This window comes from Variovorax durovernensis (assembly GCF_977011995.1).
Map to the genome: position 1 here is coordinate 5,319,590 of NZ_CDRNCW010000001.1, position 23,464 is coordinate 5,343,053.

General features: G+C 66.3%; 21 protein-coding genes and 2 pseudogenes. 4 read left to right on the top strand and 19 right to left on the bottom strand.

The window, feature by feature from the left end; all coding sequences use genetic code 11:
- Positions 1-8: 8 nt before the first annotated feature.
- From ACWV14_RS25290 to ACWV14_RS25340, 11 genes are read right to left on the bottom strand one after another with little or no spacing between them, the layout of a single operon-like run.
- On the bottom strand, positions 9-842 hold the full coding sequence (locus tag ACWV14_RS25290) for an SDR family NAD(P)-dependent oxidoreductase (RefSeq protein ID WP_016452556.1): 834 nt from the start codon (positions 840-842) through the stop codon (positions 9-11).
- Between the two features lie 16 nt (positions 843-858).
- Positions 859-2,463, bottom strand: coding sequence for an AMP-binding protein (locus ACWV14_RS25295; protein ID WP_016452557.1), 1,605 nt, complete (start codon positions 2,461-2,463; stop codon positions 859-861).
- Positions 2,464-2,474: 11 nt separating this feature from the next.
- The gene (locus ACWV14_RS25300) at positions 2,475-3,068 is read right to left on the bottom strand and encodes a carboxymuconolactone decarboxylase family protein (protein ID WP_016452558.1); all 594 of its coding nucleotides are present in this window, start codon (positions 3,066-3,068) and stop codon (positions 2,475-2,477) included.
- A 40-nt stretch (positions 3,069-3,108) separates the two neighbouring features.
- Positions 3,109-3,816, bottom strand: a complete 708-nt coding sequence (locus tag ACWV14_RS25305) for an ABC transporter ATP-binding protein (protein ID WP_016452559.1) — start codon at positions 3,814-3,816, stop codon at positions 3,109-3,111.
- Positions 3,813-4,565 carry an ABC transporter ATP-binding protein gene (locus ACWV14_RS25310; protein WP_016452560.1) on the bottom strand — a complete coding sequence of 251 codons (753 nt, stop codon included), beginning with the start codon at positions 4,563-4,565 and terminating at the stop codon, positions 3,813-3,815. Before ACWV14_RS25310 ends, ACWV14_RS25305 begins: the two co-directional genes overlap by 4 nt.
- A complete protein-coding gene (locus ACWV14_RS25315) occupies positions 4,562-5,530 on the bottom strand; it encodes a branched-chain amino acid ABC transporter permease (RefSeq protein ID WP_016452561.1) in 969 nt (322 codons plus the stop codon). Before ACWV14_RS25315 ends, ACWV14_RS25310 begins: the two co-directional genes overlap by 4 nt.
- A complete protein-coding gene (locus tag ACWV14_RS25320) occupies positions 5,527-6,384 on the bottom strand; it encodes a branched-chain amino acid ABC transporter permease (RefSeq protein WP_016452562.1) in 858 nt (285 codons plus the stop codon). Before ACWV14_RS25320 ends, ACWV14_RS25315 begins: the two co-directional genes overlap by 4 nt.
- 48 nt (positions 6,385-6,432) lie before the next feature.
- Complete coding sequence (locus ACWV14_RS25325; RefSeq protein WP_016452563.1) at positions 6,433-7,629, bottom strand: ABC transporter substrate-binding protein; 1,197 nt, start codon at positions 7,627-7,629, stop codon at positions 6,433-6,435.
- Between the two features lie 37 nt (positions 7,630-7,666).
- The gene (locus ACWV14_RS25330; RefSeq protein ID WP_016452564.1) at positions 7,667-8,476 is read right to left on the bottom strand and encodes an SDR family NAD(P)-dependent oxidoreductase; all 810 of its coding nucleotides are present in this window, start codon (positions 8,474-8,476) and stop codon (positions 7,667-7,669) included.
- Between the two features lie 11 nt (positions 8,477-8,487).
- On the bottom strand, positions 8,488-9,675 hold the full coding sequence (locus ACWV14_RS25335; RefSeq protein ID WP_016452565.1) for a lipid-transfer protein: 1,188 nt from the start codon (positions 9,673-9,675) through the stop codon (positions 8,488-8,490).
- Positions 9,676-9,710: 35 nt separating this feature from the next.
- Positions 9,711-11,276 (bottom strand): AMP-binding protein, encoded by a 1,566-nt coding sequence (locus ACWV14_RS25340; protein ID WP_016452566.1) that lies wholly within the window; start codon positions 11,274-11,276, stop codon positions 9,711-9,713.
- A 223-nt stretch (positions 11,277-11,499) separates the two neighbouring features.
- Between ACWV14_RS25340 and ACWV14_RS25345 the strand changes: the two genes are divergently transcribed.
- Entirely contained in the window at positions 11,500-12,195 is a 696-nt protein-coding gene (locus ACWV14_RS25345) for a TetR/AcrR family transcriptional regulator (RefSeq protein WP_016452567.1), read from the top strand.
- A 98-nt stretch (positions 12,196-12,293) separates the two neighbouring features.
- Here the strand turns inward: ACWV14_RS25345 and ACWV14_RS25350 are convergent.
- The 3 genes and pseudogenes from ACWV14_RS25350 to ACWV14_RS25360 form a co-directional block, all read right to left on the bottom strand.
- Positions 12,294-12,467, bottom strand: a pseudogene (locus tag ACWV14_RS25350) (reverse transcriptase domain-containing protein); the annotation flags it as partial.
- A gap of 7 nt (positions 12,468-12,474) precedes the next feature.
- Positions 12,475-14,499: pseudogene (locus tag ACWV14_RS25355) on the bottom strand (ParB/RepB/Spo0J family partition protein); the annotation flags it as partial.
- A 65-nt stretch (positions 14,500-14,564) separates the two neighbouring features.
- Positions 14,565-15,389 (bottom strand): DUF932 domain-containing protein, encoded by an 825-nt coding sequence (locus tag ACWV14_RS25360; protein ID WP_016452569.1) that lies wholly within the window; start codon positions 15,387-15,389, stop codon positions 14,565-14,567.
- A 587-nt stretch (positions 15,390-15,976) separates the two neighbouring features.
- On the opposite strand from ACWV14_RS25360, the gene ACWV14_RS25365 reads away from it, so the two are divergent.
- Complete coding sequence (locus ACWV14_RS25365; RefSeq protein WP_296777124.1) at positions 15,977-16,165, top strand: hypothetical protein; 189 nt, start codon at positions 15,977-15,979, stop codon at positions 16,163-16,165.
- A gap of 47 nt (positions 16,166-16,212) precedes the next feature.
- On the opposite strand, the gene ACWV14_RS25370 is transcribed toward ACWV14_RS25365, so the two are convergent.
- From ACWV14_RS25370 to ACWV14_RS25390, 5 genes are all read right to left on the bottom strand, one after another.
- Positions 16,213-16,563: a DUF2958 domain-containing protein gene (locus ACWV14_RS25370; RefSeq protein WP_016452570.1), complete on the bottom strand. Its 351-nt coding sequence runs from the start codon at positions 16,561-16,563 to the stop codon at positions 16,213-16,215.
- A 293-nt stretch (positions 16,564-16,856) separates the two neighbouring features.
- Positions 16,857-17,249 (bottom strand): hypothetical protein, encoded by a 393-nt coding sequence (locus tag ACWV14_RS25375; RefSeq protein WP_016452571.1) that lies wholly within the window; start codon positions 17,247-17,249, stop codon positions 16,857-16,859.
- A 366-nt stretch (positions 17,250-17,615) separates the two neighbouring features.
- Entirely contained in the window at positions 17,616-18,680 is a 1,065-nt protein-coding gene (locus ACWV14_RS25380; RefSeq protein ID WP_016452572.1) for a PDDEXK nuclease domain-containing protein, read from the bottom strand.
- On the bottom strand, positions 18,677-20,029 hold the full coding sequence (locus ACWV14_RS25385) for a tyrosine-type recombinase/integrase (RefSeq protein WP_016452573.1): 1,353 nt from the start codon (positions 20,027-20,029) through the stop codon (positions 18,677-18,679). The genes ACWV14_RS25380 and ACWV14_RS25385 overlap by 4 nt, the downstream gene beginning before the upstream one ends.
- Positions 20,030-20,398: 369 nt before the next feature.
- The gene (locus tag ACWV14_RS25390) at positions 20,399-21,322 is read right to left on the bottom strand and encodes an SDR family oxidoreductase (protein WP_454904356.1); all 924 of its coding nucleotides are present in this window, start codon (positions 21,320-21,322) and stop codon (positions 20,399-20,401) included.
- A gap of 76 nt (positions 21,323-21,398) precedes the next feature.
- Between ACWV14_RS25390 and ACWV14_RS25395 the strand changes: the two genes are divergently transcribed.
- Entirely contained in the window at positions 21,399-22,463 is a 1,065-nt protein-coding gene (locus tag ACWV14_RS25395) for a CDP-6-deoxy-delta-3,4-glucoseen reductase (protein WP_454904357.1), read from the top strand.
- A gap of 12 nt (positions 22,464-22,475) precedes the next feature.
- Positions 22,476-23,456, top strand: a complete 981-nt coding sequence (locus ACWV14_RS25400; RefSeq protein ID WP_422087932.1) for a Bug family tripartite tricarboxylate transporter substrate binding protein — start codon at positions 22,476-22,478, stop codon at positions 23,454-23,456.
- Positions 23,457-23,464: the final 8 nt, after the last annotated feature.

A 23,464-nucleotide genomic window follows, 5' to 3' on the forward strand; every position in this document is an offset into this window, starting at 1 on the left:
GCATCAGGTTATATGCCAGTGAGCCCGCCCGTGCACAGCAGGGTCTGGCCGCTCACGTAGTCGGACTCGGGAATGCAGAACAGGTAGGCCGCGCCGGCGGCCTCCTCGGGCGTGCCGGCCCGGCCCAGCGGAATGTTCCGCTCCATCGCTGCCATCAGGTCCGGGTTCACGCCCACCTTGATCTCGCGTCCCTCGACCTGGATGGCGGCGTCGGAATCGGCGGTGGCCTCGGTCATGCGGGTGCGGATGAGGCCGTAGGCCACGCAATTGACCGTGGTGTTCAGGCGCCCCCACTCCTTGGCCAGCGCCATGGTCAGGCCCACGATGCCCGCCTTGGCGGCGGAGTAGTTGACCTGCCCCGCATTGCCGAAGACGCCCGAGACCGAGGAGACGTTGACCACCTTGCGCACCACACGGCGGCCGGCCTCGGCGTCGGCCCGGCTCAGCGCGCGGACCACCGGCTGCGCCGCGCGCAGGATGCGGAACGGCGCGGTCAGGTGCACGTCGATCATCGCGTCCCACTGCGCGTCGCTCATCTTCTGGATGACGTTGTCCCAGGTGTAGCCCGCGTTGTTGATGAGGATGTCCAGCCCGCCAAACGCGCCGGTGGCCGTGCCGATCAGCCGGTCGGCGAAACCGGCTTCGGCCACGCTGCCGCAGCAGGCCACCGCCTCGCCGCCCAGCGCGATGATCTCCTCGCGCACGGCCATGGCGGGTTCGTCGTCGAGGTCGTTGAGGACGAGCCGGGCCCCTTCGCCCGCGAGCTTGAGGGCCATCGCCCGGCCAATACCCCGGCCCGAGCCGGTGACCACGGCCACCTTGCCGCGCAGTTTTTCCGACATGGTGTGCTCCTCCTGTTTACCGGGCGGGTGCCGCCTCGGCGTCGTAGGCGCCGGCGCTGCCTTGCTGGCGCAGGACGGCGCGCTGGATCTTGCCGGTCGCCGTCTTGGGCAGGCTGTCCATCTGGCGCAGGTAGCGCGGCTTGGCGAAGCGTGGCAGTTGGGCGCTGGCCTGGCGGACGATGTCCGCCATGTCCAGCGCCGCTCCCTCGCTGGGCACCAGGGCGAGCATCACCTCGTCCTCCCCGCCCGCGCCCTGCGCCGGAACGGCGTAGGCCGCCACTTCATGGACGCCGGGCAACTGGCCCACCACGACCTCGACCTCGGTGGCCGAGATGTTCTCGCCCCGGCGGCGGATGCAGTCCTTGATGCGGTCCACGAAGGTGATAAGCCCCTGTTCGTCCCGCGTGCCTGCATCGCCCGTGTGGAACCAGAGGTTGCGCCAGGCCTCGACCGTTTTCGCCGGGACGTTCAGGTAGCCCGCCATGAAGCCGAAGGGCACCTTGGGCCGCACCAGGATTTCGCCCACTTGCCCGGCCAGCACCGGCACATCGGTCTCGGGGTCGGCGATGCAGATCTCGAAACGGTCCTCGTGCGCCCAGCCGGCCGCGTTCGGCGCAGCGTGCCCGATGCGCCCCCAGATGGGAATGCCGACCTCGGTCATGCCGAACCCAGACAGCACGTCCTTCACGCCGAAGCGCTCGCGGAACACGGCCTCGTGCTGGGCCGGGTTGGGCGCGCTCAGGCTGGCGCGCAGGCGGTGGTCGCGGTCCTGCTCCGTGGGCGGCTGGTTGATGACGAACATGGCCGTCGTGCCCAGGTGGTTGGTCAGCGTGGCGCCGCTGCGGCGGATGTCGGCCAGCCAAGTGCTGGCGCTGAACCGCTGCTTGAGGAAGGCCGGTATGCCCGCCAGCACCGTCGCCCCCAGTTGCATGAACAGACCGTTGGCATGGAACAGGGGCAGGCAAATGTAGTACTTGTCGGCCTCGGTGATCTCCAGGCTGCGTATCGCCCCCAGCCCGAGCAGGGCGCAGTGGCAGTGCGGCATCAGCACGCCCTTACTGGGCCCGGTAGTGCCGGAGGTGTACATGATGCAGAAGATGTCCTCGGGCCGGGGCGCGGGGCCTTCCCACGGCGCGCAGGCGCTGCTGTCCATCCAGGCCACCTGCCGCCAGCGTTCGGGCACGGCGGCGGGCGCGTCGCCCACCACGACCAGGGTGCGCAGGTGGGGCAGCTCATCCGCCAGGCTGGCGACGTGCTCGACCAGCGCGGAGTCCACCACGATGGTGGCCAGTTGGCAATCGTTCAACTGGTGGCGGAGGAAGGAGGAACGCAGCTCGGTGTTGAGCATCACCGCCGTGGCCCGCAGGTAGCCGATGCCGAACGTGGTCGCCACCATGGCGCAGCTGTTGGACATGAAGACGCCAACGCGCTCTTCGGGCTGCACGCCCAGTTGGTGGTGCAGGAAGCTCGCAAACCGCTGGCTGCTGGTGAACGCCTGCCCCACGGTGAAGGCGATGCCCTGGCTGTCCTCCAGCCAGGGCGCTGCGGGGCGGCTGGCGGCCCATTCGCGCAGGGCATCGGTCAGCGTGCATGCGTGGGGTTCGTGGATGCGGCTGTACATGGCCTTCTCTTTCAGACTTCGAGATCCTGGAGCCAGGGAACGTGGGCCAGCGCCTCCGAGGGCATGGGCTCCAGCTCCGAGCCCATCAGGCCGTTCCAGCGATTGAACCAGCCGACCATGGCCACGCAGGACACGATCTCGACGATTTCCTCCTCGGAGAAGACCTGCCGGGCCTGGTCGATGGCCTGGCCCGGTTCGCGCACCGGCAGGCTGCCGCCTGCGGTGGCGATGGCCAGCGCCTTGCGCTCCTGCTCGGTGTACCGAGGGTCGTCCCGGTAGGACGGCAGCGCGGCCAGCTTGTCCCAGCCCACGCCCAGGTGGTGGGCGGCGTGGACGAGGTGCGTCGTCGTATAGCGACAGCGCGCACCGCGCGCGGCTTCCGCGGCGATCAGGAAGCGCAGCGCCTGGGTGAGCTGCCCGTCGCCGCGCAGCGTCACGCTCAACAGCTTGAGCAGCGCGGGCACCACGCCGGGTTTGCGCGCCATGGTCAGCAGCGCATTCGGGCGGTAGCCGACGAAATCCACCAGCTCTTCGAGCACGGGGTCGCGCGAGCGGGGGTCGCTTTCATGCAGGGGCGCGATGCGCGCGGCGGTGCGGGCGTTCATGGGCATGCCTTGGATTGGGGTTTGCATGGGCACGGAGCGGTCACGCCGCTGCGCCCGTCGTGATGAGGCCCTCGACGTGGGCGCGCTGCGCGTCCAGTTCCTGGGCCGTGCCGGACCAGGCGACCTGGCCATGGTCCAGCACGTACTGGCGGTGGGCCAGCTTCAGGGGCACCTTGAGGTTCTGCTCCACCAGCACGATGCCGGTGCCCTGGCGATGGACTTCGCTGAACACGCGGACCAGTTGGTCCACGATGACCGGCGCCAGCCCCTCGGTGGGTTCGTCGAGCAGCAGCATGCGCGGGTTGCCCAGCAGGGCGCGCCCGATCGACAGCATCTGCTGCTCGCCGCCGGAGAGCTGGTCGCCGCCGAAGTCCAGCCGTTCCCGCAGGCGCGGGAAGGCGTCCAGCACCCGGTCGAGGGTCCAGTGCCCCGGCTGGTGGGCCAGCGCGCCGATCTTGAGGTTCTCCAGCACCGACAGGTTGGGGAAGATGCGGCGCGTGTCCGGCACCAGCGCCACGCCGAGCTTGGCGATGGCCTCCACGCCCAGGCCCGAAATGTCCTGCTCGCCCAGCAGGCGCCGGCCGGCCACCAGGGGCATCAGGCCGACCAGGGCCTTGAGCAGCGTGGTTTTGCCTGCGCCGTTGCGCCCGACGATGGCGACGATTTCATGGAAATCGATCCGCACGGAGATTTCTTCCAGCGCCAGGGCCTGGCCGTACCTGACGCTGGCTTTTTCGAGTTCGATCACTGCGCGTCCTCCCCAAGGTAAATCGACCGCACCGCTTCGTTCCTGCGGATGTCCTCGGGGGCGCCGCAGGCGATGACCGAGCCGTTGCTCATGACCACGATTTCGTGGGACAGCGACATCACCGCATCCATGTTGTGCTCGATCAGCAGCACCGTGCGCCCCTGCGCGGCCTTGCGGATCAGGGCCAGCGCGGCCTGGATCTCGTGGTGGCCGATGCCCGCCAGCGGTTCGTCCAGCAGCAAAATCCTGGGATCGGGCAGCAGGGTCACGCCCAGTTCCAGCGAGCGCTGCAGGCCGTAGGGCAGCGTGCCCGCGACGTCGTCGCGGTGGGCCGCCAGCCCCGTCAGCTCCAGGATGGCATCCAGCTGCTCGCGGAACTGCCGGTCGAAGTGGCGGCTCATCCAGAAGGGCTGGAACCCGGGCCGGCGGGACTGGGCCGCGACCAGCAGGTTCTCGGCCACCGTCATTTCGCCGAAGATCTTGATGATCTGGAAGCTGCGCCCGATGCCCATGCGGGCCCGTTCGTAGGCGGGGCGCTGGCTGATCTCCCGGCCGCCGCAGTACACCTTGCCCGCATGGCGCATCTGCCGCCCGGCCAGCACGTTCAGCAGCGTGGTCTTGCCCGCGCCGTTGGGTCCGATCAGGCCGTAGATGCAGCCCTCCAGGAATTCATGGCTGACGTCGTTGACCGCCTTCAGGGCGCCGTAGCTGACAGTCACGCCCTCGCACCGCAGTGCTGCCTGGCTCATCGCGCACCTCCGCGCCGGTTCTTCTGGTAGGCCGCGAAACCCTGCTCCAGCTCGCCAACGATGCCGCGCGGGAAGAAGATGGTTGCAAGGATGAACACCAGGCCCAGCACGCCGTACCAGTACTCGGTCCAGCTGCTCAGCCATTCCTTGAGCACCTCGAAGGCGATCACGCCGACGGTGGCGCCCCACAGCGAGCCGGAGCCGCCCAGCAGGGTCATGATGATCACGTCCCCCGAGGTGGTCCAGTGCAGCATCTGCGGGTTCATGTACATCAGCAGCGAGGCCAGCAGCGCCCCCGCCAGGCCGCTCAGGCCGCCCGAGATCACGAAGGTGATCTGCTTGTAGCGGTTGACGTTGAAGCCCAGTTGGTCGGCGCGGGTCTCGTTGCCACGGATCGCCGCGATCACGCGGCCGAACGGCGAACTGCGCAGCGAGATCACCGCCAGCATGACCAGGGCATACACGCCCAGCACGAACCAGTAGTAGTGGACGGGGTCGTAGAAGTCGATGCCCAGGAAGCCCGGGCGCTCCACGCCCGAGATGCCGTCCGACCCGCCAGTGAAGCCGCGCAGCTTGCTGTCCGCCAGGATGAAGATCAGCTGGGACAGCGCCAGGGTCACCAGCGCGAAGAAGATGCCGGACACCCGCAGCGCGAAGAAGCTGAACAGCAGGGCGAACGCAGCCCCCACGATGATGGCCAGGCCCACGCCGGCGGAGAAAGGCAGCCCGTATTTCTGCGTCGCCAGGGCCACGGCGTAGCCGCCCACCCCGAGGAAGGTGGCGTGCCCGAAGGACACCATGCCCAAAGCGCCGAACACGAAGTCGAAGCCGATGGCGAAGATCGCCCAGATGGCCGCCAGGGTGACCAGCTGGATCAGCGCTTCACTCGGGTTGAGGAAGGGCAGCAGGATGCCGGCCGCGGCCAGCAGCAGGCCGAAGCAGATGTCGAACAGGGAGAGTTTCATGCCGTCCTCGCCGCGCGGTAGAACAAGCCCTGCGGGCGCGTCAAGAGGGTGCCGATCAGCAGCACGAAGGTCATGATGTCCACCCAGCCGGGCAGGTACACGTAGCCCAGGGCACGCACCATGCCGATCAGCATGGACGCCGCGATCGCCCCCCGGATGTTCCCCAGCCCACCCAGGATCACGACGATGAAGCAGTCGATGATGGTGTTGGTCGCCATACCCAGCTCGATGGGGAACAGCGGCGCCGCGATCGCGCCCGCCAGGCCCGACAGGCCACAGCCCGTGGCGAAGACCGCCATGCGGATCGCGCCCACTGGCAGGCCCAGGATGCGCACCATTTCCGCGTCGCTGCTGGCGGCCCGCACGAGCATGCCGAAAGTGCTCTTCTCAAGCACCAAGTACAGGCCCGCCGAGACGAGAGCGCCGAACCCGATCACGAACAGCCGGTACATCGGGATCGTGCTGCCCAGCATGTCCACGGTGCCGTTCCACAGCGGCGGAATCGCCACCTCCTGGTAGCCGGGGCCCCAGACGAAGCGCACCACGTCGCTCAGGATCAGGATCAGGCCGAAGGTCAGGATCAGCTGGTAGAAGTGCGGGCGCTCGTAGAGCGGTCGCAGCGCCAGCTTCTCGATCACCGCGCCCGCCAGCGCGGTGAAGAACGTAGCGGCCAGCACGCCCATGAGGAACGAGCCCGTGCGCCGCCCCGTTTCATACGAGACGTAGGCGCCCAACATATAGATGGCACCGTGGGCAAAATTGATCACACCCAGCATGCCGAAGATGAGCGTCAGGCCCGCCGCCAGCAAAAACAGCAGCATGCCCAGGCTCAAGCCGATCACGATAGTTGACATAGCGATTCACCGAGTGCGGAAGGCCGGGGCGGCCTCCCGCTGCGGCCTTCAGTTCTTGCAGGCCTCGAACAGCTTCTCTTCGGGAAAGACCTTGGTGATCTTCATCGTCAGCGCGGGGGCTGGCGGGGTGCCCTGCACCACCTCGCCCCAGAAGCCCGGCTGCAGGGCCTGGTGGTCGCAGGCACGCATGGTCTTCTTGCCTTCCACGGAGTTCTCGCGGACGCTGGCGGCGAAGGCGTCCACCCACTTCTCCTTGTCCCAGGAGCCGGTCTTTTCCACCGTGTCCAGCCACCACGCCATGCCGTCGTAGGCCTCCCCGGCCGTCATGCTGGGGAAGATGCCGAACTTCTTGCGGTAGGCCTCGACGAACTTGCGGTTGGCGGCGGTGTCGATGGTGTGGTCGTAGCGCAGGCCGGAATTGACGCCCAGCGAGGCCGGCCCCACGGCCGCCGCCATGGTTTCATCGGCGGCCACGGGTCCGAAAAGCACCTTGCTCTTGCCCAGGTTCACCTGGCCGGCCTGCTTGAGCAAAGTAACCACGTCCGAGCCCGTCAGCATCAGCAGCACGCCGTCGGCGTCGGACTTGGCGATCTTGTCCACGATGGACGAATAGTCGCGGTTGCCCAGGGGCGGGAAGTCCTCACCCACGATCTGGATACCGTTGGGGCCGGTCTGCTGCTTGATCCACTCGTAGCCGTCACGGGTGGCCTGGTAGTCGGCGGTAACGATGTAGATCTTCTTGAGCTTCCTGTCCTGCATGTACGCCAGCGCCATGCGGTTTTCCATGCCCAGGTTGTTCGATGTACGGAAGGTGTAGCGGGAGCCGCCGGGCACGGTGATCTTGTCGTCCGCCGAGATGGTGACGAGGTGGGGCACCTTGCGCTGCTTGGCCAGGTTCATGACCGCCAGCGTGGAGGCGGAGCTGAGCGCACCGAAGATCATGTGCGAGCCCTCGGAGATCAGCTTGGTGGCCTTCTGCACGGCGGGCTGGGGCTTGGTTTCGTCGTCCTCCCAGGTGACTTCGATGGGCACGCCCATCACCTTGCCGCCGCGCTCCTCGACGGCGATCTGCACGCCCCGGCGCATGTCCTCGCCCAGCAGCCCGTAGGGACCGGAGAGCGACAGCACGCCGCCGATCTTGAACTTCTCGGGCTTGGACTGGGCATGCCCGTTGGACACCAGCCCCATGGCCGCCGCCGCGGCGACCACCATGCCCTTTTTAAACCATTTCGCAACGCTAACCATGATGTGTCTCCTGTCGTTGATTTGCATGTATTCCAGGTCAGCCGATGCGGGCGGAAATACCGCCATCGACCATGATTTCGGCGGACGTGACGTACTTGGATTCGTCACTCGCCAGCCACAGGGCCGTGGTGGCCACGTCCCATGCGTCTCCCATGTGGCCCATGGGGCACTGCCGGTCCCGCTTGGCCAGCATTTCCTCCTGCGACGCTTCCCGGTACCCGTCCGCCAGCGACAGCACGGGCTGTCGGACCATGGGCGTATTCATCAGGCCCGGCATCAGCACGTTCGAGCGGATGCCCCGCTTGGCGTATTCCAGGGCGACGCTGCGGGAGAAGCCGAGCACCGCGGCCTTCGAGGCGCTGTAGGACACGTAGGCCACGCCGCTGTCGCGCACGCCGGCTACCGAGCCGATGTTGACGATGCTCCCCCGGCCTTTCCGGAGCATGGAGGGGATCGCATGCTTGCAGGTCAGGAACATGGAGGTGAGGTTGATGTCGAAGACCAGGCGCCAGTCCTCCAGGCTCTGCTCGACGACCCCACCCAGGCGGGCGGTGCCGACGTTGTTCACCAGGATGTCGATGTCGCCATAGGTGGTCACGCAATCCTGGACCAGCGCTTCCACCGCGCCGGGGTCGGTCACGTCGCACTGGGCCACGCTCATGGCCCCGCCCTCTTCCCGCACGATCGACTCGGTCTCGCGCGCTGCGTCCAGGTGGATGTCGCAGCCATAGACCTTCGCCCCTTCGCGGGCGAACAACACGGCCATGGCCTTGCCATTGCCCCAGCCGGGCCCCGATGATCCGCAACCGGTGACCAGGGCCACCTTGCCTTCCAGGCGTTTCACCATGATCTCGTCCCTCAGTCCGCGCGCCCGTACAGGGTCACCACGGTGGCGCCGCCCAGGCCCGCGTTGTGCTGCAAGGCCAGGCGTGCACCCTCCACTTGGCGTGCTTCGGCGCTGCCGCGCAGTTGGTGGGTCAGCTCGTAGCACTGCGCCAAGCCGGTCGCGCCCAGCGGATGGCCCTTGGACAGCAGCCCGCCCGAGGGGTTGACGACGACCGCGCCGCCATAGGTGTTGCTGTCCGACTCGACGAAGGCCCGGCCCTCGCCGACGGCGCAGAAACCCAGGCCCTCGTAGCTGAGCAGCTCGTTCTGCGCAAAGCAGTCGTGCAGCTCGCACACGTCGATGTCCTGCGGTCCCACGCCTGCCGCCTCGTAGACCTGGCGGGCGGCCTCGCGCGTCATGTCGAAGCCCACAACGGAAATCGCGGACTTGTCGGCGAACGCGCCGGGGCGGTCGGACACCAGCGACTGCGCCAACACCTGCACGTTGGCGGAGAGGCCCATCTTCTGGGCGAACTTCTTGCTCACGAAGACGGCGGCAGCGGCGCCGCAGGTCGGCGGGCAGGCCATCAGGCGGGTCATGGCGCCGGGCACCAGGGGCGAGCTGGCCAGCACCTCCTCCACCGTCACCTCCTTGCGGAACAGCGCCAGCGGATTGCGCGCAGCGTGGCGGCTGGCCTTGGCGCGGATCCTGGCGAAGGTGTCCAGCGGGGTGCCGTACCGCTCCATGTGCTCGCGGCCCGCCGCGCCGAAGTAGCGGATCGCCATGGGCAGCTCGGGGTGGCCGAAGATCTCGTCCATGACCCCGTTGAAGTGGTCGAGCGGATCGGGCCGGTCGTCCCAGTACGCCCTCAGGGCGCCGGCGGGCATCTGTTCGAAACCCACCGCCAGCGCGCAGTCCGCCGAGCCGTTGGCCACGGCCTTGCGCGCCATGTACAGGGCCGTGGAGCCGGAGGAGCAGTTGTTGTTGACGTTGATCACCGGCACCCCGGTCATGCCGACCTCGTAGACCGCGCGCTGGCCGCTGGCCGAGTCGCCATAGACGTAGCCCGCATAGACGTCCTGCACGTCGGAGTAGGTGAGGCCCGCGTCCTGCAGCGCCTCGCGGATCGCCTGCGCAGCCATTTCCGGGTACGGCAGGTTGTCGCCGGGTTTCTTGAAAGGGGTCATGCCGACACCGGCAACGAGAACGGGCTCTTGCATTGCGATACCTCCGGGGTTGAATCACCAAACGTGCGTCAGGAAACCATGCGCTCCTGCGCGTGCCAATACTTCTTGCGGACTTCTTTCTTCAAGACCTTGCCCACCGCACTGCGCGGCAGCTGCGCGACGATCTCGACCTCCTTGGGCGCCTTGATGCTGCCCAGGCGGTCCTTGACGAACTGGATGAGCGCCTGCGGCTCCACGGACTGGCCCGGGCGCAGCTCGATGACCGCCCTGACGGCCTCGCCCCACTTGTCGTCGGGCACGCCGATGACGGCGCAGTCCTTCACGGCCGGGTGGGCCATGACGGCGGCCTCGACCTCGGACGAGAAGACGTTGAAGCCGCCCGTGACGATCATGTCCTTCTTGCGGTCAACGATGAACAGGAAGCCCTGCTCGTCGAAATAGCCCACGTCGCCCGTGCAGTGCCAGCCGTGGCGCTGCACTTCAGCCGTGGCCTCGGGGTTCTTGTAGTAGCCCTCGGTCACGATGTCGCCCTGCGCGACGATCTCGCCCACGGCCCCCGGCTGGGTGAGCAGGCTGCCGTCGTCGTCCATGACCGCCACCCGCGTGAAGGGGAAGCGGCGCCCCGCGCTCAGCAGGCGCTGGCGGGGCGCCACCTGCCCGTCGATGAAATGGTCCTCGACCCGCAGCACGGAGATCGCGCCAGGCACTTCCGCCTGGCCATAGATCTGCAGCATGACGGGGCCGAACACATCGATGGCCTCCGCCAGTTTGTCGGGCGACATGGGTGCGGCGCCGTACATGAGGTAGCGCAGCGCGGAAAAGTCGAAATCGCGGACGTTGGGCTGCGCCAGTAGCGTATAGATGACTGTTGGGGGCAGGAACAGCATGTTGACCCGCTCCTGCTCGATCACCTTGAGCAGGTTCTGCGGATCAATCCCGTCCATCAGGACAACGCGGCCACCGCGCGCCATGAAGGGCAGCGACACCAGCCCCGCCGTGTGGGTGATAGGTGCCGCCGCCAGCACGGTCATGCAGTCGGTAATGTTCATGGCCGACATATGGTTGGCCATGGTCGCCGTCAGGTTGCGGTGGCTGAGCATGACGCCCTTCGAGCGCCCCGTGGTGCCACCGGTACCCATGATCATGGCCAGCCCCCGCGGCTGCAGCGGCGCTGCGTACATCTCGGGCGGCTGGCCTTGGATCAACCGAGCAATCGACAGATCCGCCCCATCGGCCTCTTCCAGAGCTATGTAGTGACGAATGCGGGGGACCTTGCCGCGGATCTCGGCGACCTGGCTGATATAGCGGGCCTGATAGAAAAGGACGTCGCAGTCCATGTCCTGCAGGAACTCGATGTTGGTCTCCACGCTGTTGCGCGCATTAACGGGCAGCCAGACACCCCCTCCGCGCAACACCCCCAGCAGCGCCACGAAAGCAGCCCCGGCATTGCCGCTCAGCACTGCGCCGTGAAAACCAGGTGCGAGTCCCAAGGCCTGTAGCCCCCGTGCGATCTGGCACGTGAGCGCTCCCGCTTGCGCATAGGTGACGGCCGGGGTATCACGCCCGCAGTCCACGAAACAAGGCGCATCCGGATGGCTGGTAGCACCAGCATCGAAATAGTCCAGCAGATTCATTGCTGTGCTTCTCCGTTCAAGTCAAGTCTGGTTCGGTGGAACAGCTATCGCAGACAATTCACATGCCTGCGGCGGCGGCGTTCAGCTGGAGGCCTCTGCATTCGGTGATGCCCCTTGCATGCTGTTCAAGCGGTACCATTTCTTTTAAATTGGTACCATTAGACGCGCTCGATTGGTACCAAGTCAATTGACTTGGTACCATGTCTCATTAGGAGAAACCCGCATGAAAAAGAAGCTCACAGACGAAGAGTTCTTCGATGCGCTGACCCATCTGCTCCTGACGGAGGGGGTCAAAGGCCTGACCGTGGGTGAAATCGCCGCACGGCTGCACTGCTCGCGGCGGCGCCTCTACGACATTGCGCAGACGAAGGAAGAGATCTTCTGCGCCGTCGTGCAACGCTTTTTCGATAGCCTCCTGAGACAGGGCGAAGCACTGATCCACCGTGAACAGGATTTGACGACAGCACTCGCTGCCTACCTGGACGTAGGCGTCCAGGCGGCTAGTCGCATCGGTGTCCAGTTCCTGAAGGACGTCGAAGATTCAGCAGTTGCCAGAGGTATCTTCGATCACTACCAGCAGGTCCGTACCCTTAGGCTATCCCAACTCATCGACGATGGGGTACACCAGGGTGTCTTCGCACCCTGCCATGGGCTGGTCGTATCCGAACTCATTCTGGGAGCCGCACTAAGGCTGCGCCGCCCGGCATTCCTTGCCCAGGCCAATCTCACCCTTGAGGACGCATTCCAAGAGTTCTACCGGGTGCTGCTAGGTGGGCTACTGATCGACTCAGCCACACCAAAAGCGGCTCGTAGGGGCGTACGGGCAAGCCGAGCCACTTCGCAGCGCACCGTCACAAAGAAAGATACAGACCCTGATGAAGTCGGCACGATGCTAATTGCCGCCTGGAATCGCGGTTAGGGAAGGTCTGCACAACACCCGCTGCGACAAGCGCCGGCACGTGATGTTTCAAGACCTGCACGTTTTCCTAGTGGTTGAAGCTGGCAGTACTATGGTTGCCTGCCCGCTTCAAGCGCCTGATGCGCGCTGCGCCCCGGCCGGAAGCCGTAGCTGTGCTCGCTGAAGGTCGGATCGATGAGCGGTTGCAGCACCTGCAGCAGGGCCTGCTGGATCAACCTGTCCACCACGGTGGGAATCCCCAATTCCCGCGTCCCTCCGCCCGGCTTGGGTACCCGGAATAGTGGCGGCTTCTTCCGCGCCGTTCTGCTGCGCAACCTGCGGGCTTTCCTCGGGTACGTCTGCCTTCGTGAAGATGGTAGGCATCCAGCCGGTGCCCTTCGCCAGCCGCTCGGCCTCGCTGGCAATGTCGGCCTTCTTGAGCTTTGCCAGCCGGTGGACGCTCTCGGGCGCGAACTCGCCCACGGCTTGCAAAACCGCCGCCTTCGCAACGTGCTTGAAATAGCCTTCCGCCGTGGGTTGCCACCATACGGCCATGTCGAGGCCCACGGCCTGCGCCAGTTCCGCGCCGGGCTGCTGCGCCGTGCCGCGCGGCGTCACCACGTCCACCGTCGAAGCCACGCACACGGCCAGCAGCTTGACCAACTCGCCTTGCTCCATCGCCAGCAGCGCGACGAACAGTGCGGCGCTGTCCTCGGGCAACTTGCCGCCCCACGCCTGCTGCAATTCGCGGAGCGCTACGGCGGCGGGTGACTCGGGCCAGTCCGGTGCCATGCCTTCCAGCCGGTCTTGAATTTTCAGGCTCACGCCCAGCGGAATATCGTGGCCGTAGTAGCGGCCCTGCAAGACGGTCTGCACCATGCCATGCACCAGCACGGCCAGCGCCACATGTGGATGCTGGGCCACCTCGATTTGCAGCGCCGCCGTGCGGTGCGCGCTCAGGCGTTGGGCCAGCCGGTCGGAAATCGCTGCGGCCTTGGGCTGCTCGTCTTCCTCGCCTTCGTCATCGTTCGCGGCGTCCGGGTCGCTAAAGCCTTGGCGCAACTTCTCCAGCGTGCGAAGGGCTTTCGCCTCGGCCTCGCGCAGCAGCCCTCGATGAATCACGGCCTCGCCGTTGCGGTCGATGGTGACGATGGCACCGGCTGCGGCCTTCACATTCGCGCCGTATCCCTGCAAGCCTTCTTCCAGTGCCTGCAACTGCTCGCCCAGGGCTTCGCCTTCCTCCTGCAAGGCATCGGCCTTGTCCTCGTCGTCGGCGTCCATCGCGGCATCCACCGCTTCGGCCACCTCCTGCATCTTGGCTTGCAGCTTCTCGATGCGCTGCGCTTCGCGCTTGTTGGGTTCGCGCCGCTCCCTCGGGGCGCGCTGGAAGGCGTGCAGGTCGGCATGGGTCATGCCCGGCGTGGCATCGGCCCAAGCCCAGCCCTCGGCCTTCACCTCGGCGGCGATGCCCGCCAGCTTGTCCTGTGCCAGCCGTTCCAGCAATGCAGCATCAGTCAGGTACACGCCCGCGTCATCCTCCGCGAACAGGTCGCGGCGGATACCGCCGCCCTCCTGCTCGTAGGCGTCCAGCCCGACGAAGCGCACCAACGGATGCCGGTAAGCGTCGATTTCCCGTTCGGTGAGGCGTTCGCGCAAATGCGAAGGGTGGCGTTGCCACTGCGGGGCGTCGTAGAAAGCGGCTTCCTGCGCCGCGTGGTCATCCGTTCCGGCCAGGGCCATCAGCTGGTCCAGGCTCACGGCGTCGGCCCGATAGTCGGCCATCAGGCGCGGGGAGACATTCGCCAGCTTCAAGCGGCGCTGCACGACCAGCGGCGTGACACTGAAATCCGCCGCAATGTCCTCGATGGGCCGGCCTTCGGCCACCAGTGTCGCGAAGGCTTCAAATTGGTCTGCCGGGTGCATGGCTTCACGCTGCACGTTCTCGGTGAGGCTGGCCGTGCGCGCAGTGCCATCGGCCACCTGCAGGCAAGGCACGTCCCAATCCTTGGCGATGCGGTGCTTCTTCGCCAGCAGCTTCAACGCGGCCAGCCTGCGCCCACCGGCCACCACCTCGTAATGCAGGCCATCGGCGGCGGGAATCACGATCAGGTTTTGCAGCAGGCCCACGCGCTGGATGGATGCGGCCAGTTCAGGGATGGACATGCGCGGGGTCTTGCGCACGTTGCGGCCCGTGCGGCGCAGCACCAGACGCGACAGCGGCACCAGGATCATGTACTTGCTCGGGTCGGCGGCTTGCAGCACGTTCGCGGCGCTGCTGGCTGCGGTGTTGACGGCGCGGGCTTCGGTGGTGGTAACGGCGTTCATGGCGAATCTCCAATCAAGTGAAACAAGGGAATGGAGGGGAACCGCCCCTCCGGCGGGGGAACGGTTCAGGCCTTGAGGGCGCGCATGCCATCGGCCAGCAGCCACAGGGCGCGATTCAGGCGAATGTCGGAATCAATGCCCTGCACGGGGCGGGTTTGCTGCCTGCGGCCATTGGCGGCGCGGCCATGCAATCCGCCCTTGGTCAGGTTCTCCTGCGTGCGGTTAAACACGCTCCACAAGTCGGGGCGGCGATCCTCGAAGCGGCGCGGCATCAGGATTTGCGATTCCGTGACGGGCGCGGGCTTGTTCGGGTCGTCGTACTTCAAAGCCAGCGCGGCACGGGCGAACACTTCGGATTCGCCATCGTCCAAGGTGATGCCGCGCATCAGGTCGCGGGACTCCTGCACCCGGTCAAAGCCGCGCAGAACCTCGAAGGCGCCTTCGATGACTTGGCCCGCCACGTCGCCTTTGTGAGGCACGCGCACATCGGCAAAGGTGTCGCCGCACACCAGCCCATTGGCGCAGATAAATCTGAATTGCCCGGCCAGCATCTGATAGCTGCTGGTGCCATCGTGCGAGTTCAGCAGCACGATTTCGTTAGCTTCCGCGCCGTTGATCTGGCTGGCGTGGCGTAGGCGCAGCAGGTGTTTCGTGTGTTCGCGCCGCCTCTCGTTGCGTACACGGGTCTGGCACACCATGAAGGGCTGGAAGCCTTCTTTGCGAAGCTCAGTCAAAACCGTAGCCGTGGGGATGTAGCTGTATCGCTCCGAACGGCTCTCATGCGGGGAGTCCGCGAAGATGGACGGGGCCACGCGCCGGATTTGGTCATCCGACAGGGGATAGTCGGAACGCAGTGCGGGGGAATGGTTTGCGAAACGGGATGCGAGCATGTCTTTCTCCTGACTTGGCTGTTGAAGAAACACCGGATTCCTAGATTCGGAGCCCAGCCTTTCGGCTGTTCGGTGCAGTCGGCACGAGGAACCCGGTTGGCCCTGTTGCCACCGTCTTTCCTGAGTTCATCGCCCGCGACGGTCAGGAGCGCGCGGACGGGGGCCGTCAAGGAGACAAGCGCAGGGTTGGTGCGGCCCGCAGGCGCAGCCGAGGACACGGCCCTGCGCGCCTTGACGGCACACGGCCGCGGGCTACAGTCGCGGACAAGGTGATGAGTCAGGGAAGACGGCTGGACAAGGCAACGGCCCCTCAACACGCCGACCGCACGGCAAGCGAAGCGCGCAGGCCCGAAGCTGGAAGCCGGGCCGGAGGCGTCAGCCGACCGGAGGGAGGGGACGATGGAAGCCCGTCAGGGGCGAAACCCCGCAGGGGGTTCGATGCGCAGCACGACAGCGCGACCGGCCATCTCCCAGGTGGCCGGGGACGTCCACATGACTTCAACGAAATCCCCTTGGACTGCTACTCGCCCAGCCATCGGCACAATGGCAATGACATGGACATACGAGCCCTACAAGACGATGAACTGATGGCCCAGGCCCGAGACTGGCGGCAACGGGCACTGCGCGGAGAAAAAAACGCACGCGGCTTTGCGCACGAACTGGAATGCGAAGTGCGTCGGCGCTTCCCCAAGAACGACAGGCCCTTGACGCTGCCGCCCGTGCGCCTGCTGGGCACGGTGTCGCAGCCTATCCAGCGTCGATGGAAGCCCTGGTGAACGCCCAGGGGGAGTAGAGAAAAGGGGCGTGGCGCCCCTTGACAGAATCAGAAGACGATCCGCCCCGCCAGCCGCGCATCCCGCGCATAGGCACTCAGCCGCTTCTCGGCACGAAAGTGCAGATCGCGCTCGATCGGCAACCCCAGCCGCCCGCGCACGGTCGCCAGTTCCTGCAGGCTGACCCAGCCCAGCTCGGGCATCCCCAGGCCCAGATCGCACAGACCGAAAGCATGGTCGTGATCGTCCGGGTCGATCTCGGTCAGCAGCCAGGTCGCGCCGGCATCCGGTGTGAACAGCTTGAGCACAGGGGCCGGATCAAAGTCCGACGTTTCGGTGGATTGCCGGCCGTTGGCCAGCAGCAGCGCACGCTGCTCGTCGGTGATGAATGCGCAGTTCATGGTGAACTCCTGAAGGATGCCGGGCGGAATTGCCCAGCCCTTCCGGGGCACGGCGCAGCGCAAGCAGTCAAGGGTCATCGACGGCCGCAGGCCGCAAGCGCCATCGGCGCGCAGCCCTTGACGGCGAGCACGCCGTGGCACGATGAAGGAAACAGCAAGCCGCCCCTCCAACGAAGGCACGGACTGGCAAGCGAAGCGCGCAGCGCCACAGGCGCGGAGAAACCCGCACCGGGCGCAGCAGAAAAAATGCGCCGCCCCCGCAAGGACGACGCACCGAAGGCTGCGCAGCGCGATCAGTTCGCCGCCGGCACCGTCATCGACTGCAACTGCTCGATCACGCCAGGCTCAACGAACACGCAAGCCTGCTCGTCCGCGATCGGCACGTTGAACAACTGCGCGAACACCGTGCGTCGCAGATGGGCCAGCCGGCCCGTCCGGTATACCTGTTCGGGCTTCATGCGCCCGCCGGCCTGCGAGCCGCTGCGCTGCGGATCGCATTCGACCAGCGCGACAAAGCCATCGTCGGACAGCTTCTGATGCTCGGGGCACAGACCCCAGCCCGTCTTCGTATGGCGCTCCATGCTGGCGCGCAGGCGCTTGTCCAGCAGGATGGTGCCGGTATCGAACGCCGTGCCGCAAACGAGGCAAACGTGCTGTTCGAGGGAAACGTGTGATTTATCGTTCATGACGATCTCCGGTTGCACGGGCGGAATTGCCCGGAACCGTCGCCCCCACGGCGTAGCGCAGCAGTCAGGGGTCGCAGACGGCCGCCAGGACGCAAGCGCGCACAAGCGCGCGCCGCCCTTGACGGCGAGAACGCCGTGATACGGTGAAGGGAACAGCAAGACCGCTCACACCCGCCCACTGCAAACACCCACCTTTAGGCAAGCGCAGCGCGCAGGCCCGGATCAGCGAGCCGGGCCGGAGGCGTCAGCCGAGTGAAGCGAGGGAACGATGAAAGCCCGAATGGGGCGAAACCCCGCAGGGGATTCGATGCGCAGCACGACAGCGCGACGACGGCACGCCGGGACGCCCGAATGCGAGGAACAGAACTACTCGCTGTCCGTCTTGCGCTGCTCGATTTGCAACCGCGCCCGCTCGGTCGCCTGCTGCAACCGCTCGCCCAGCACGGCGCGCGGTGGCAAGCTGGTCAGGTACTCGGCCACGTGGATGCCCGACTTGTCCAGTTCCAGCAGCTCGATCTGCTCGGACTTCTTGCCGGTGCAGAGGATGATCCCCAGCGGTGAGGCTTCTTCGGACTCCCGCTCGTGCAGGTCGAGCCAGCGCAGGTACAGCTCCATCTGCCCCTTGTAAGCGGCCTTGAACTCGCCGACTTTCAACTCCACTGCCACCAGCCGCCGCAGCTTGCGGTTGTAGAACAGCAGGTCGAGGTGAAAGTCGTCGCCGTCGATCTGGATGCGCTTCTGACGGGCAACGAACGTGAAGCCCACGCCCAGCTCCAGCAGGAAGGATTCCATTTCGCGGATGATCGCGGCCTCCAAGTCGCCTTCCTGCCAGGTGTCTCGCAGGCCCAGGAAATCGAGGATGTACGGGTCTCGCATGACCAGAGCGGGCGACATGCGCTGCGCATCGCGCATCCTCGCCAGCTCTTGCGCAATCGTCTCGTCCGGCTTTTGAGATAGCGCCGTGCGCTCGTACAGCATCGAGTCGATGCGCTCGCGCAGCGTCCGCACGCTCCAGCGCTCGATGTTGGCCATCTGTGCGTAGTAGTCTCGCTGGAGCGGGTCTTTCAGCGGCAGCAAGGCCACGAAATGCGACCAGCTCAATTGTCGTGACAGCGTCACGACAATTGGCTCGTCCGTGTAGGTAGCCGCGAACTGCACCATCCGGCGCAGGTTCTTGTCCGCGAAGCTGCGGCCGTAGTCCTGCACAAGCTGCGCAGCCAAGGTCGGCAGGATCTCATCACCGTATCCGGCCCGCTGACCAGCCAGCACTTCCGTGTGGATGCGCTGGCCGATGCGCCAAAACAGCAAGGTCAGCTCGGCGTTGACCGCTGACGCGGCGCGCTGCCGCGCCGCGTCGATCAGTACTCGAATGTCGCCCAGCAGCGTGGCTGGTGCCACAGATGACGCCACGGCTGCTTTGCGCCTGTTCATGCCGTGACCTCCTTCTGGTCCTGCATCAGATTCGGCGCAGCCCGCTTGGAATCAGGCGGCACGGCGCGCGTGGCGGCTTTGCGATGCCGGAATGGACGGTAGTTACCCAGGCTGGTGCGGGTCTTGTCGTCGTCCGTGACCACAGGAGACGGCTTCGGCAGCGCAGCCGGCGCATGGCCGTCGATGGCGCCCCGGCGTAGGGTGGCCACTTTCTCGGCAGCGGCACGCACCGGGTCATCCTCTGCATGGACATACGCCATGAACTGCGTGACGGTCTTGTGCGCAGTCAGCGCCATGCCGACCTTGATGGGGATACCGGAGTTGGCAATGTCGGTCGCCGCACGATGACGGATGCCGTGTGTTCCGACATGCGCTACCTCTGCGCGGCCTAAGATGCGCTTCCAGCCGTTGTAGTACGTGCTCTCGGGCAATGGCTTCTTGGCATCAAAGATGGCTGGACACACGTAAGGCGAGTTGTCGATGCGGGGCGCATTGCGCAGCAACTGGTACGCCGCCTCGCTCATCGGCTTGGACATATCGCCCGTCTTGCTGTCAGACCAGACGACCCGGCGATTCTCGAAATCCACCCAAGCCCATTCGAGCGTGCGGATTTCGGTCATCCGCGCGGAAAACTCGAATTGCAGGCGAACCGCCAGCGTCACGGTCGGATGCTCCAACCCCAGGGCATCCGCACGGTCGAGGTAAGCATAGAGCCGCCCCAGTTCCTCGTTGTTGATATACCGCGTCTCGCCGTCCTCGCGGTACTTGGGGACGTGTCGGCATGGATTGGAGCCGTCAGGCCGGTAGCCCCACACCTCGGCCATGTTGAACATCTTGCGCAAACAGGCCAGAACCCGATTGGCCGTAACGCCGATCTTTGCCTTGTCCTTCATCAGCGTGGTGATGTGCGCCCGCGTTACGTCCGGCACCTTGAGCTTGCCCAGGGTAGGCAGGATGTGGCGGTCGATGTAGCCCTGGTAGGAATCGACCGTCCGGGGCTTGTTGCGCGGCTTGGAGTATTCCTCGATGAACTGCCCGCACAGTTCCTTGACCGTCGGGGCCATGCGGGCAGCCAGCTTGGCGGCGCTGGGGTCGTCGCCCTTGCGCACGTCGGCCAGCCAGTCCTGTGCGATCGACCGCGCTTGCTCGACGGTCAGCTCGCCGAACTGGCCGATCTTCGGCTTGCGGCGCTCGCCCCAGTTCGTGCGGTACTGGAGCATGAAGACCTTGCGGCCGTGGGCGGTGACTTTGCAGAGAAAGCCGGGGACAATGGTATCCCGCAGTTCGTAATCCTTGCCGGTGACTTCTGCCGTATCGACAGCGGATTTGGTGAGTTTGATCTTAGCCATGACGCCTCCTAGTTCGAGATCGAACGCAGGAACCAGCCAGGAGCCACGGCATCAGAATGTCTGCCGCAATCGGTCTGGTCTAGGCGTAAGGCTAAACGGGACTAGCCTCTTGGAAAACCAAGCGCAGCAAGGCTCTGCGGGTTCCAGCGTGGTCTCATGCTAGTCTCGGGACTCAATCTCAAAATCCCCCACCGAAAGGTGTGCCGGTTCGATTCCGGCCCCGGGCACCACACTTTGGCTCGCCCCCAGGCTGTGCGGCACTTCGTGTCCGCTTCGCCTTCCCCCTACCGGGGGCAACACCAGAGGCCCGGCAAAGCCGGTTCCTCGGTGTTCCTGGAATGAACCCCTCCCCTCATACGATCAGGCCTCTCAGCGCAGGCCCGCATGCACTGTCGGATGCACCAGCCGCACCCGCAGCTCGCGCTTGAGCCGCGTGTTGTCCAGCCGTCGCGATTCCCCCATGAAGCTCAGCAACTGCAGCGGCAGCTGCCGCTCGGCCTCGCCGCGGGCCACGCGCGGCGGGCGGGGCATGCCGTACAGGTCGGCAGCCAGGTCCATGTAGTCGCCCATCTTCAGTTCGGTGTCGTCCGATGCGTGCACGACGCGCTGCGGCTTGCCGCGGAACAGTGCGGCCTCGCAGGCTCGCGCCAGGTCGTCGGCGTGGATATGGTTGGTGTAGACGTCGTCTTCGCACCGCAGCACGGGGGTGCCGCGCTGCAGGCGCCCGCGTGGCGTGCCGTTTTCGCGGTCCGGCGCGTAGATGCCGGGAATCCGCAGGATGCTGGCCCGGATGCCGGCACTGCGGCCCAGCCAGCGCACGGCAAGTTCGGCGTCCACGCGGCGGTGCGAGCGGGGCGTGTCCGGCCGCACGCCGCGCGTTTCGGACACGCGGGCGCCTCCGCAGTCGCCATAGACGCCGCTGGTCGAGCCGTAGACGAAGGTCGAAGGCACCGAGCGCAGCCGCAGCGCGCGCGCCAGCGCGGTGGTGCGCTGGTCGCGCCACCAGGCAGCGCCACCATCGCGGGCCGGCGGCGCCAGGTGCAGCACCCGGGTCGCGATGCCCGCCAGCCTGCGCAGGGTGGCCGCGTCGTCCAGGTTGCCCACCAGCGGGCGCACGCCGGCTGCCCGCAGGGAGGTCACCCGGTCCTTGGAGGAAGTGAGCGCCACCAGTTGCATGCGGCCCGAAAGATCGCGCGCGACGCGCTGGCCGACGTCGCCGCAGCCCACGATGAGAAGGCGCTCGCGCCGGAAGCGCGCCGGAAGCGCGCCGGAGGGGCTATTGATTGAAGGCAAAATCCTGTTCCTGTCCCAATTCAGTTGCTCCCGCGCTGTTCGCAGCGTCCAGGAGATTACCCCCCGAAGAATACCGATGACTGCTACAGCGCCGCATGAGGCGGGCTTTTCCATCACCGTCGAGCCCAGCGGGCGCCATTTCGTGGCGCAGGGCGACGAAACCATCCTCGCGGCCGGCATCCGGCAAGGCATCGGCCTGCCCTATGGCTGCAAGGACGGCGCCTGCGGCTCCTGCAAGTGCAAGAAGCTGTCGGGCGAGGTCACGCTCGGCCCCCACCAGAGCAAGGCCCTGAGCGCCGAAGAACAGCTGGCCGGCTTCGTGCTGACCTGTTGTGCCCACGCCACCAGCGACGTGGTGCTCGAGTCGCGCCAGGTCACGGAAGCCGGCGCGCTGCCGATCCGCAAGATGCCGGTGCGGGTGATGGCGCTCACGCGCCAGTCGCACGACGTGATGCTGCTGCGCCTGCAACTGCCGGCCGGCGAGCCGCTGCAGTTCTACGCGGGCCAGTACGTGGAATTCATCTTGCGAGACGGCGCCCGCCGCAGCTATTCGATGGCCAATGCGCCGCACACCGTCGGCGTGCCGGGCACGGGTATCGAGCTGCACCTGCGGCACCTGCCGGGCGGCAAATTCACCGACCACGTGTTCGGCACGATGAAGGAAAAGGAAATCCTGCGCATCGAAGGCCCCTTCGGCAGCTTCTTCCTGCGCGAGGACTCCGACAAGCCGATGATCCTGCTGGCCTCGGGCACCGGCTTCGCGCCCATCAAGGCGCTGCTGGAGCACATGCAGTTCAAGGGCATCACGCGGCCCGTGTCGCTCTACTGGGGCGGCCGCCGCCCCGAAGACCTGTACATGGACGCCTGGATTCGCGAGCAGATGGCGCAGATGCCCCAGCTTCGCTACGTGCCCGTCATTTCCAACGCCACGCCGCAGGACAACTGGACCGGCCGCACCGGCTTCGTCCACCAGGCCGTGCTGGAAGACTTCGCCGACCTGTCGGGCCACCAGGTCTATGCCTGCGGCGCGCCCATCGTGGTCGATTCGGCCAAGCGCGACTACGTGGCGCAGGCCGGGCTTCCCGAAGAAGAGTTCTTTGCAGACGCGTTCACCACCGAGGCCGACAAGGCCGTTCCCTGAAGACTACAAAAAATGAAGACGAGACATTTCCTTCTCACCCTGCTCGCCAGCGCCACCGCCCTGCTGGGCACCGGCACGGCCATGGCACAGCAACAGCAGCGCCCCATCCGCCTCGTCGTGCCCTACGCGGCCGGCGGCCCGATCGACAACACCGCGCGCATCCTGGCCGAGCGCGTCAAGGACACGCTGGGCCCGGTCATCATCGACAACAAGCCCGGTGCGGGCGGCAACATCGGCGCCGACATCGTGGCGAAGGCACCGCCGGACGGCCTGACCATCGGCATCGCGGCCACCGCCACGAACGCGGTGAATCCGTGGCTCTACAACAAGATCCCGTTCAACGCCGCGACCGACTTCGCGCCGATCACGCAGATGGTCCGCGTGCCCAACGTGCTGGTGATGAACGCCGACACCGCGAAGCGCCTGAACATCAACAGCGTGGCCGACCTCATCCGCTACGCCAAGGCCAACCCTGCCAAGCTCAACTATGGCAGCGGCGGCAACGGCAGCGCGGGGCACCTGGCTGGCGAGCTGTTCAAGAAGGAAGCCGGCATCTTCGCGGTGCACATTCCGTACAACGGCGGCAGCCCGGCGCAGCTGGCGCTGATCTCGGGCCAGGTCGACTTCAATTTCGACAACCTCGCCACCGCCGCGCCGAACATCCGCTCGGGCAAGTTGAAGGCGATTGCGGTGACGACGCTGCAGCGCAGCAGCTCGCTGCCCGAGGTGCCGCCCATCGCCGAAACGCTCAAGGGCTTTTCCATCGACACCTGGTGGGGCCTGGTGGCACCGGCGGGCACGCCGCACGACGTGGTCGTGAAGCTGAATCAGGCGTTCGTGGCCGCGCTCAATGCGCCGGAAACGAAGACGCGCTTCGCCGGGCTGCTGGCCGAGCCGGTGGCCAGCTCGCCGGAGCAGTTCGGTGCGTTCATGAAGAGCGAACTGGCGAAGTACGAAGCCGTCGTCAAGGCGACTGGCGCCAAGGTCGACTGAAGCCGCCC

Bases quoted from the DNA above. Each gene is read 5' to 3' on its own strand.
- ACWV14_RS25290 (WP_016452556.1), bottom strand. From the start codon at position 842: ATGTCGGAAAAACTGCGCGGCAAGGTGGCCGTGGTCACCGGCTCGGGC.
- ACWV14_RS25295 (WP_016452557.1), bottom strand. From the start codon at position 2,463: ATGTACAGCCGCATCCACGAACCCCACGCATGCACGCTGACCGATGCC.
- ACWV14_RS25300 (WP_016452558.1), bottom strand. From the start codon at position 3,068: ATGAACGCCCGCACCGCCGCGCGCATCGCGCCCCTGCATGAAAGCGAC.
- ACWV14_RS25310 (WP_016452560.1), bottom strand. From the start codon at position 4,565: ATGAGCCAGGCAGCACTGCGGTGCGAGGGCGTGACTGTCAGCTACGGC.
- ACWV14_RS25315 (WP_016452561.1), bottom strand. From the start codon at position 5,530: ATGAAACTCTCCCTGTTCGACATCTGCTTCGGCCTGCTGCTGGCCGCG.
- ACWV14_RS25320 (WP_016452562.1), bottom strand. From the start codon at position 6,384: ATGTCAACTATCGTGATCGGCTTGAGCCTGGGCATGCTGCTGTTTTTG.
- ACWV14_RS25325 (WP_016452563.1), bottom strand. From the start codon at position 7,629: ATGGTTAGCGTTGCGAAATGGTTTAAAAAGGGCATGGTGGTCGCCGCG.
- ACWV14_RS25330 (WP_016452564.1), bottom strand. From the start codon at position 8,476: ATGGTGAAACGCCTGGAAGGCAAGGTGGCCCTGGTCACCGGTTGCGGA.
- ACWV14_RS25335 (WP_016452565.1), bottom strand. From the start codon at position 9,675: ATGCAAGAGCCCGTTCTCGTTGCCGGTGTCGGCATGACCCCTTTCAAG.
- ACWV14_RS25340 (WP_016452566.1), bottom strand. From the start codon at position 11,276: ATGAATCTGCTGGACTATTTCGATGCTGGTGCTACCAGCCATCCGGAT.
- ACWV14_RS25345 (WP_016452567.1), top strand. From the start codon at position 11,500: ATGAAAAAGAAGCTCACAGACGAAGAGTTCTTCGATGCGCTGACCCAT.
- ACWV14_RS25360 (WP_016452569.1), bottom strand. From the start codon at position 15,389: ATGCTCGCATCCCGTTTCGCAAACCATTCCCCCGCACTGCGTTCCGAC.
- ACWV14_RS25365 (WP_296777124.1), top strand. From the start codon at position 15,977: ATGGCCCAGGCCCGAGACTGGCGGCAACGGGCACTGCGCGGAGAAAAA.
- ACWV14_RS25370 (WP_016452570.1), bottom strand. From the start codon at position 16,563: ATGAACTGCGCATTCATCACCGACGAGCAGCGTGCGCTGCTGCTGGCC.
- ACWV14_RS25375 (WP_016452571.1), bottom strand. From the start codon at position 17,249: ATGAACGATAAATCACACGTTTCCCTCGAACAGCACGTTTGCCTCGTT.
- ACWV14_RS25380 (WP_016452572.1), bottom strand. From the start codon at position 18,680: ATGAACAGGCGCAAAGCAGCCGTGGCGTCATCTGTGGCACCAGCCACG.
- ACWV14_RS25385 (WP_016452573.1), bottom strand. From the start codon at position 20,029: ATGGCTAAGATCAAACTCACCAAATCCGCTGTCGATACGGCAGAAGTC.
- ACWV14_RS25395 (WP_454904357.1), top strand. From the start codon at position 21,399: ATGACTGCTACAGCGCCGCATGAGGCGGGCTTTTCCATCACCGTCGAG.
- ACWV14_RS25400 (WP_422087932.1), top strand. From the start codon at position 22,476: ATGAAGACGAGACATTTCCTTCTCACCCTGCTCGCCAGCGCCACCGCC.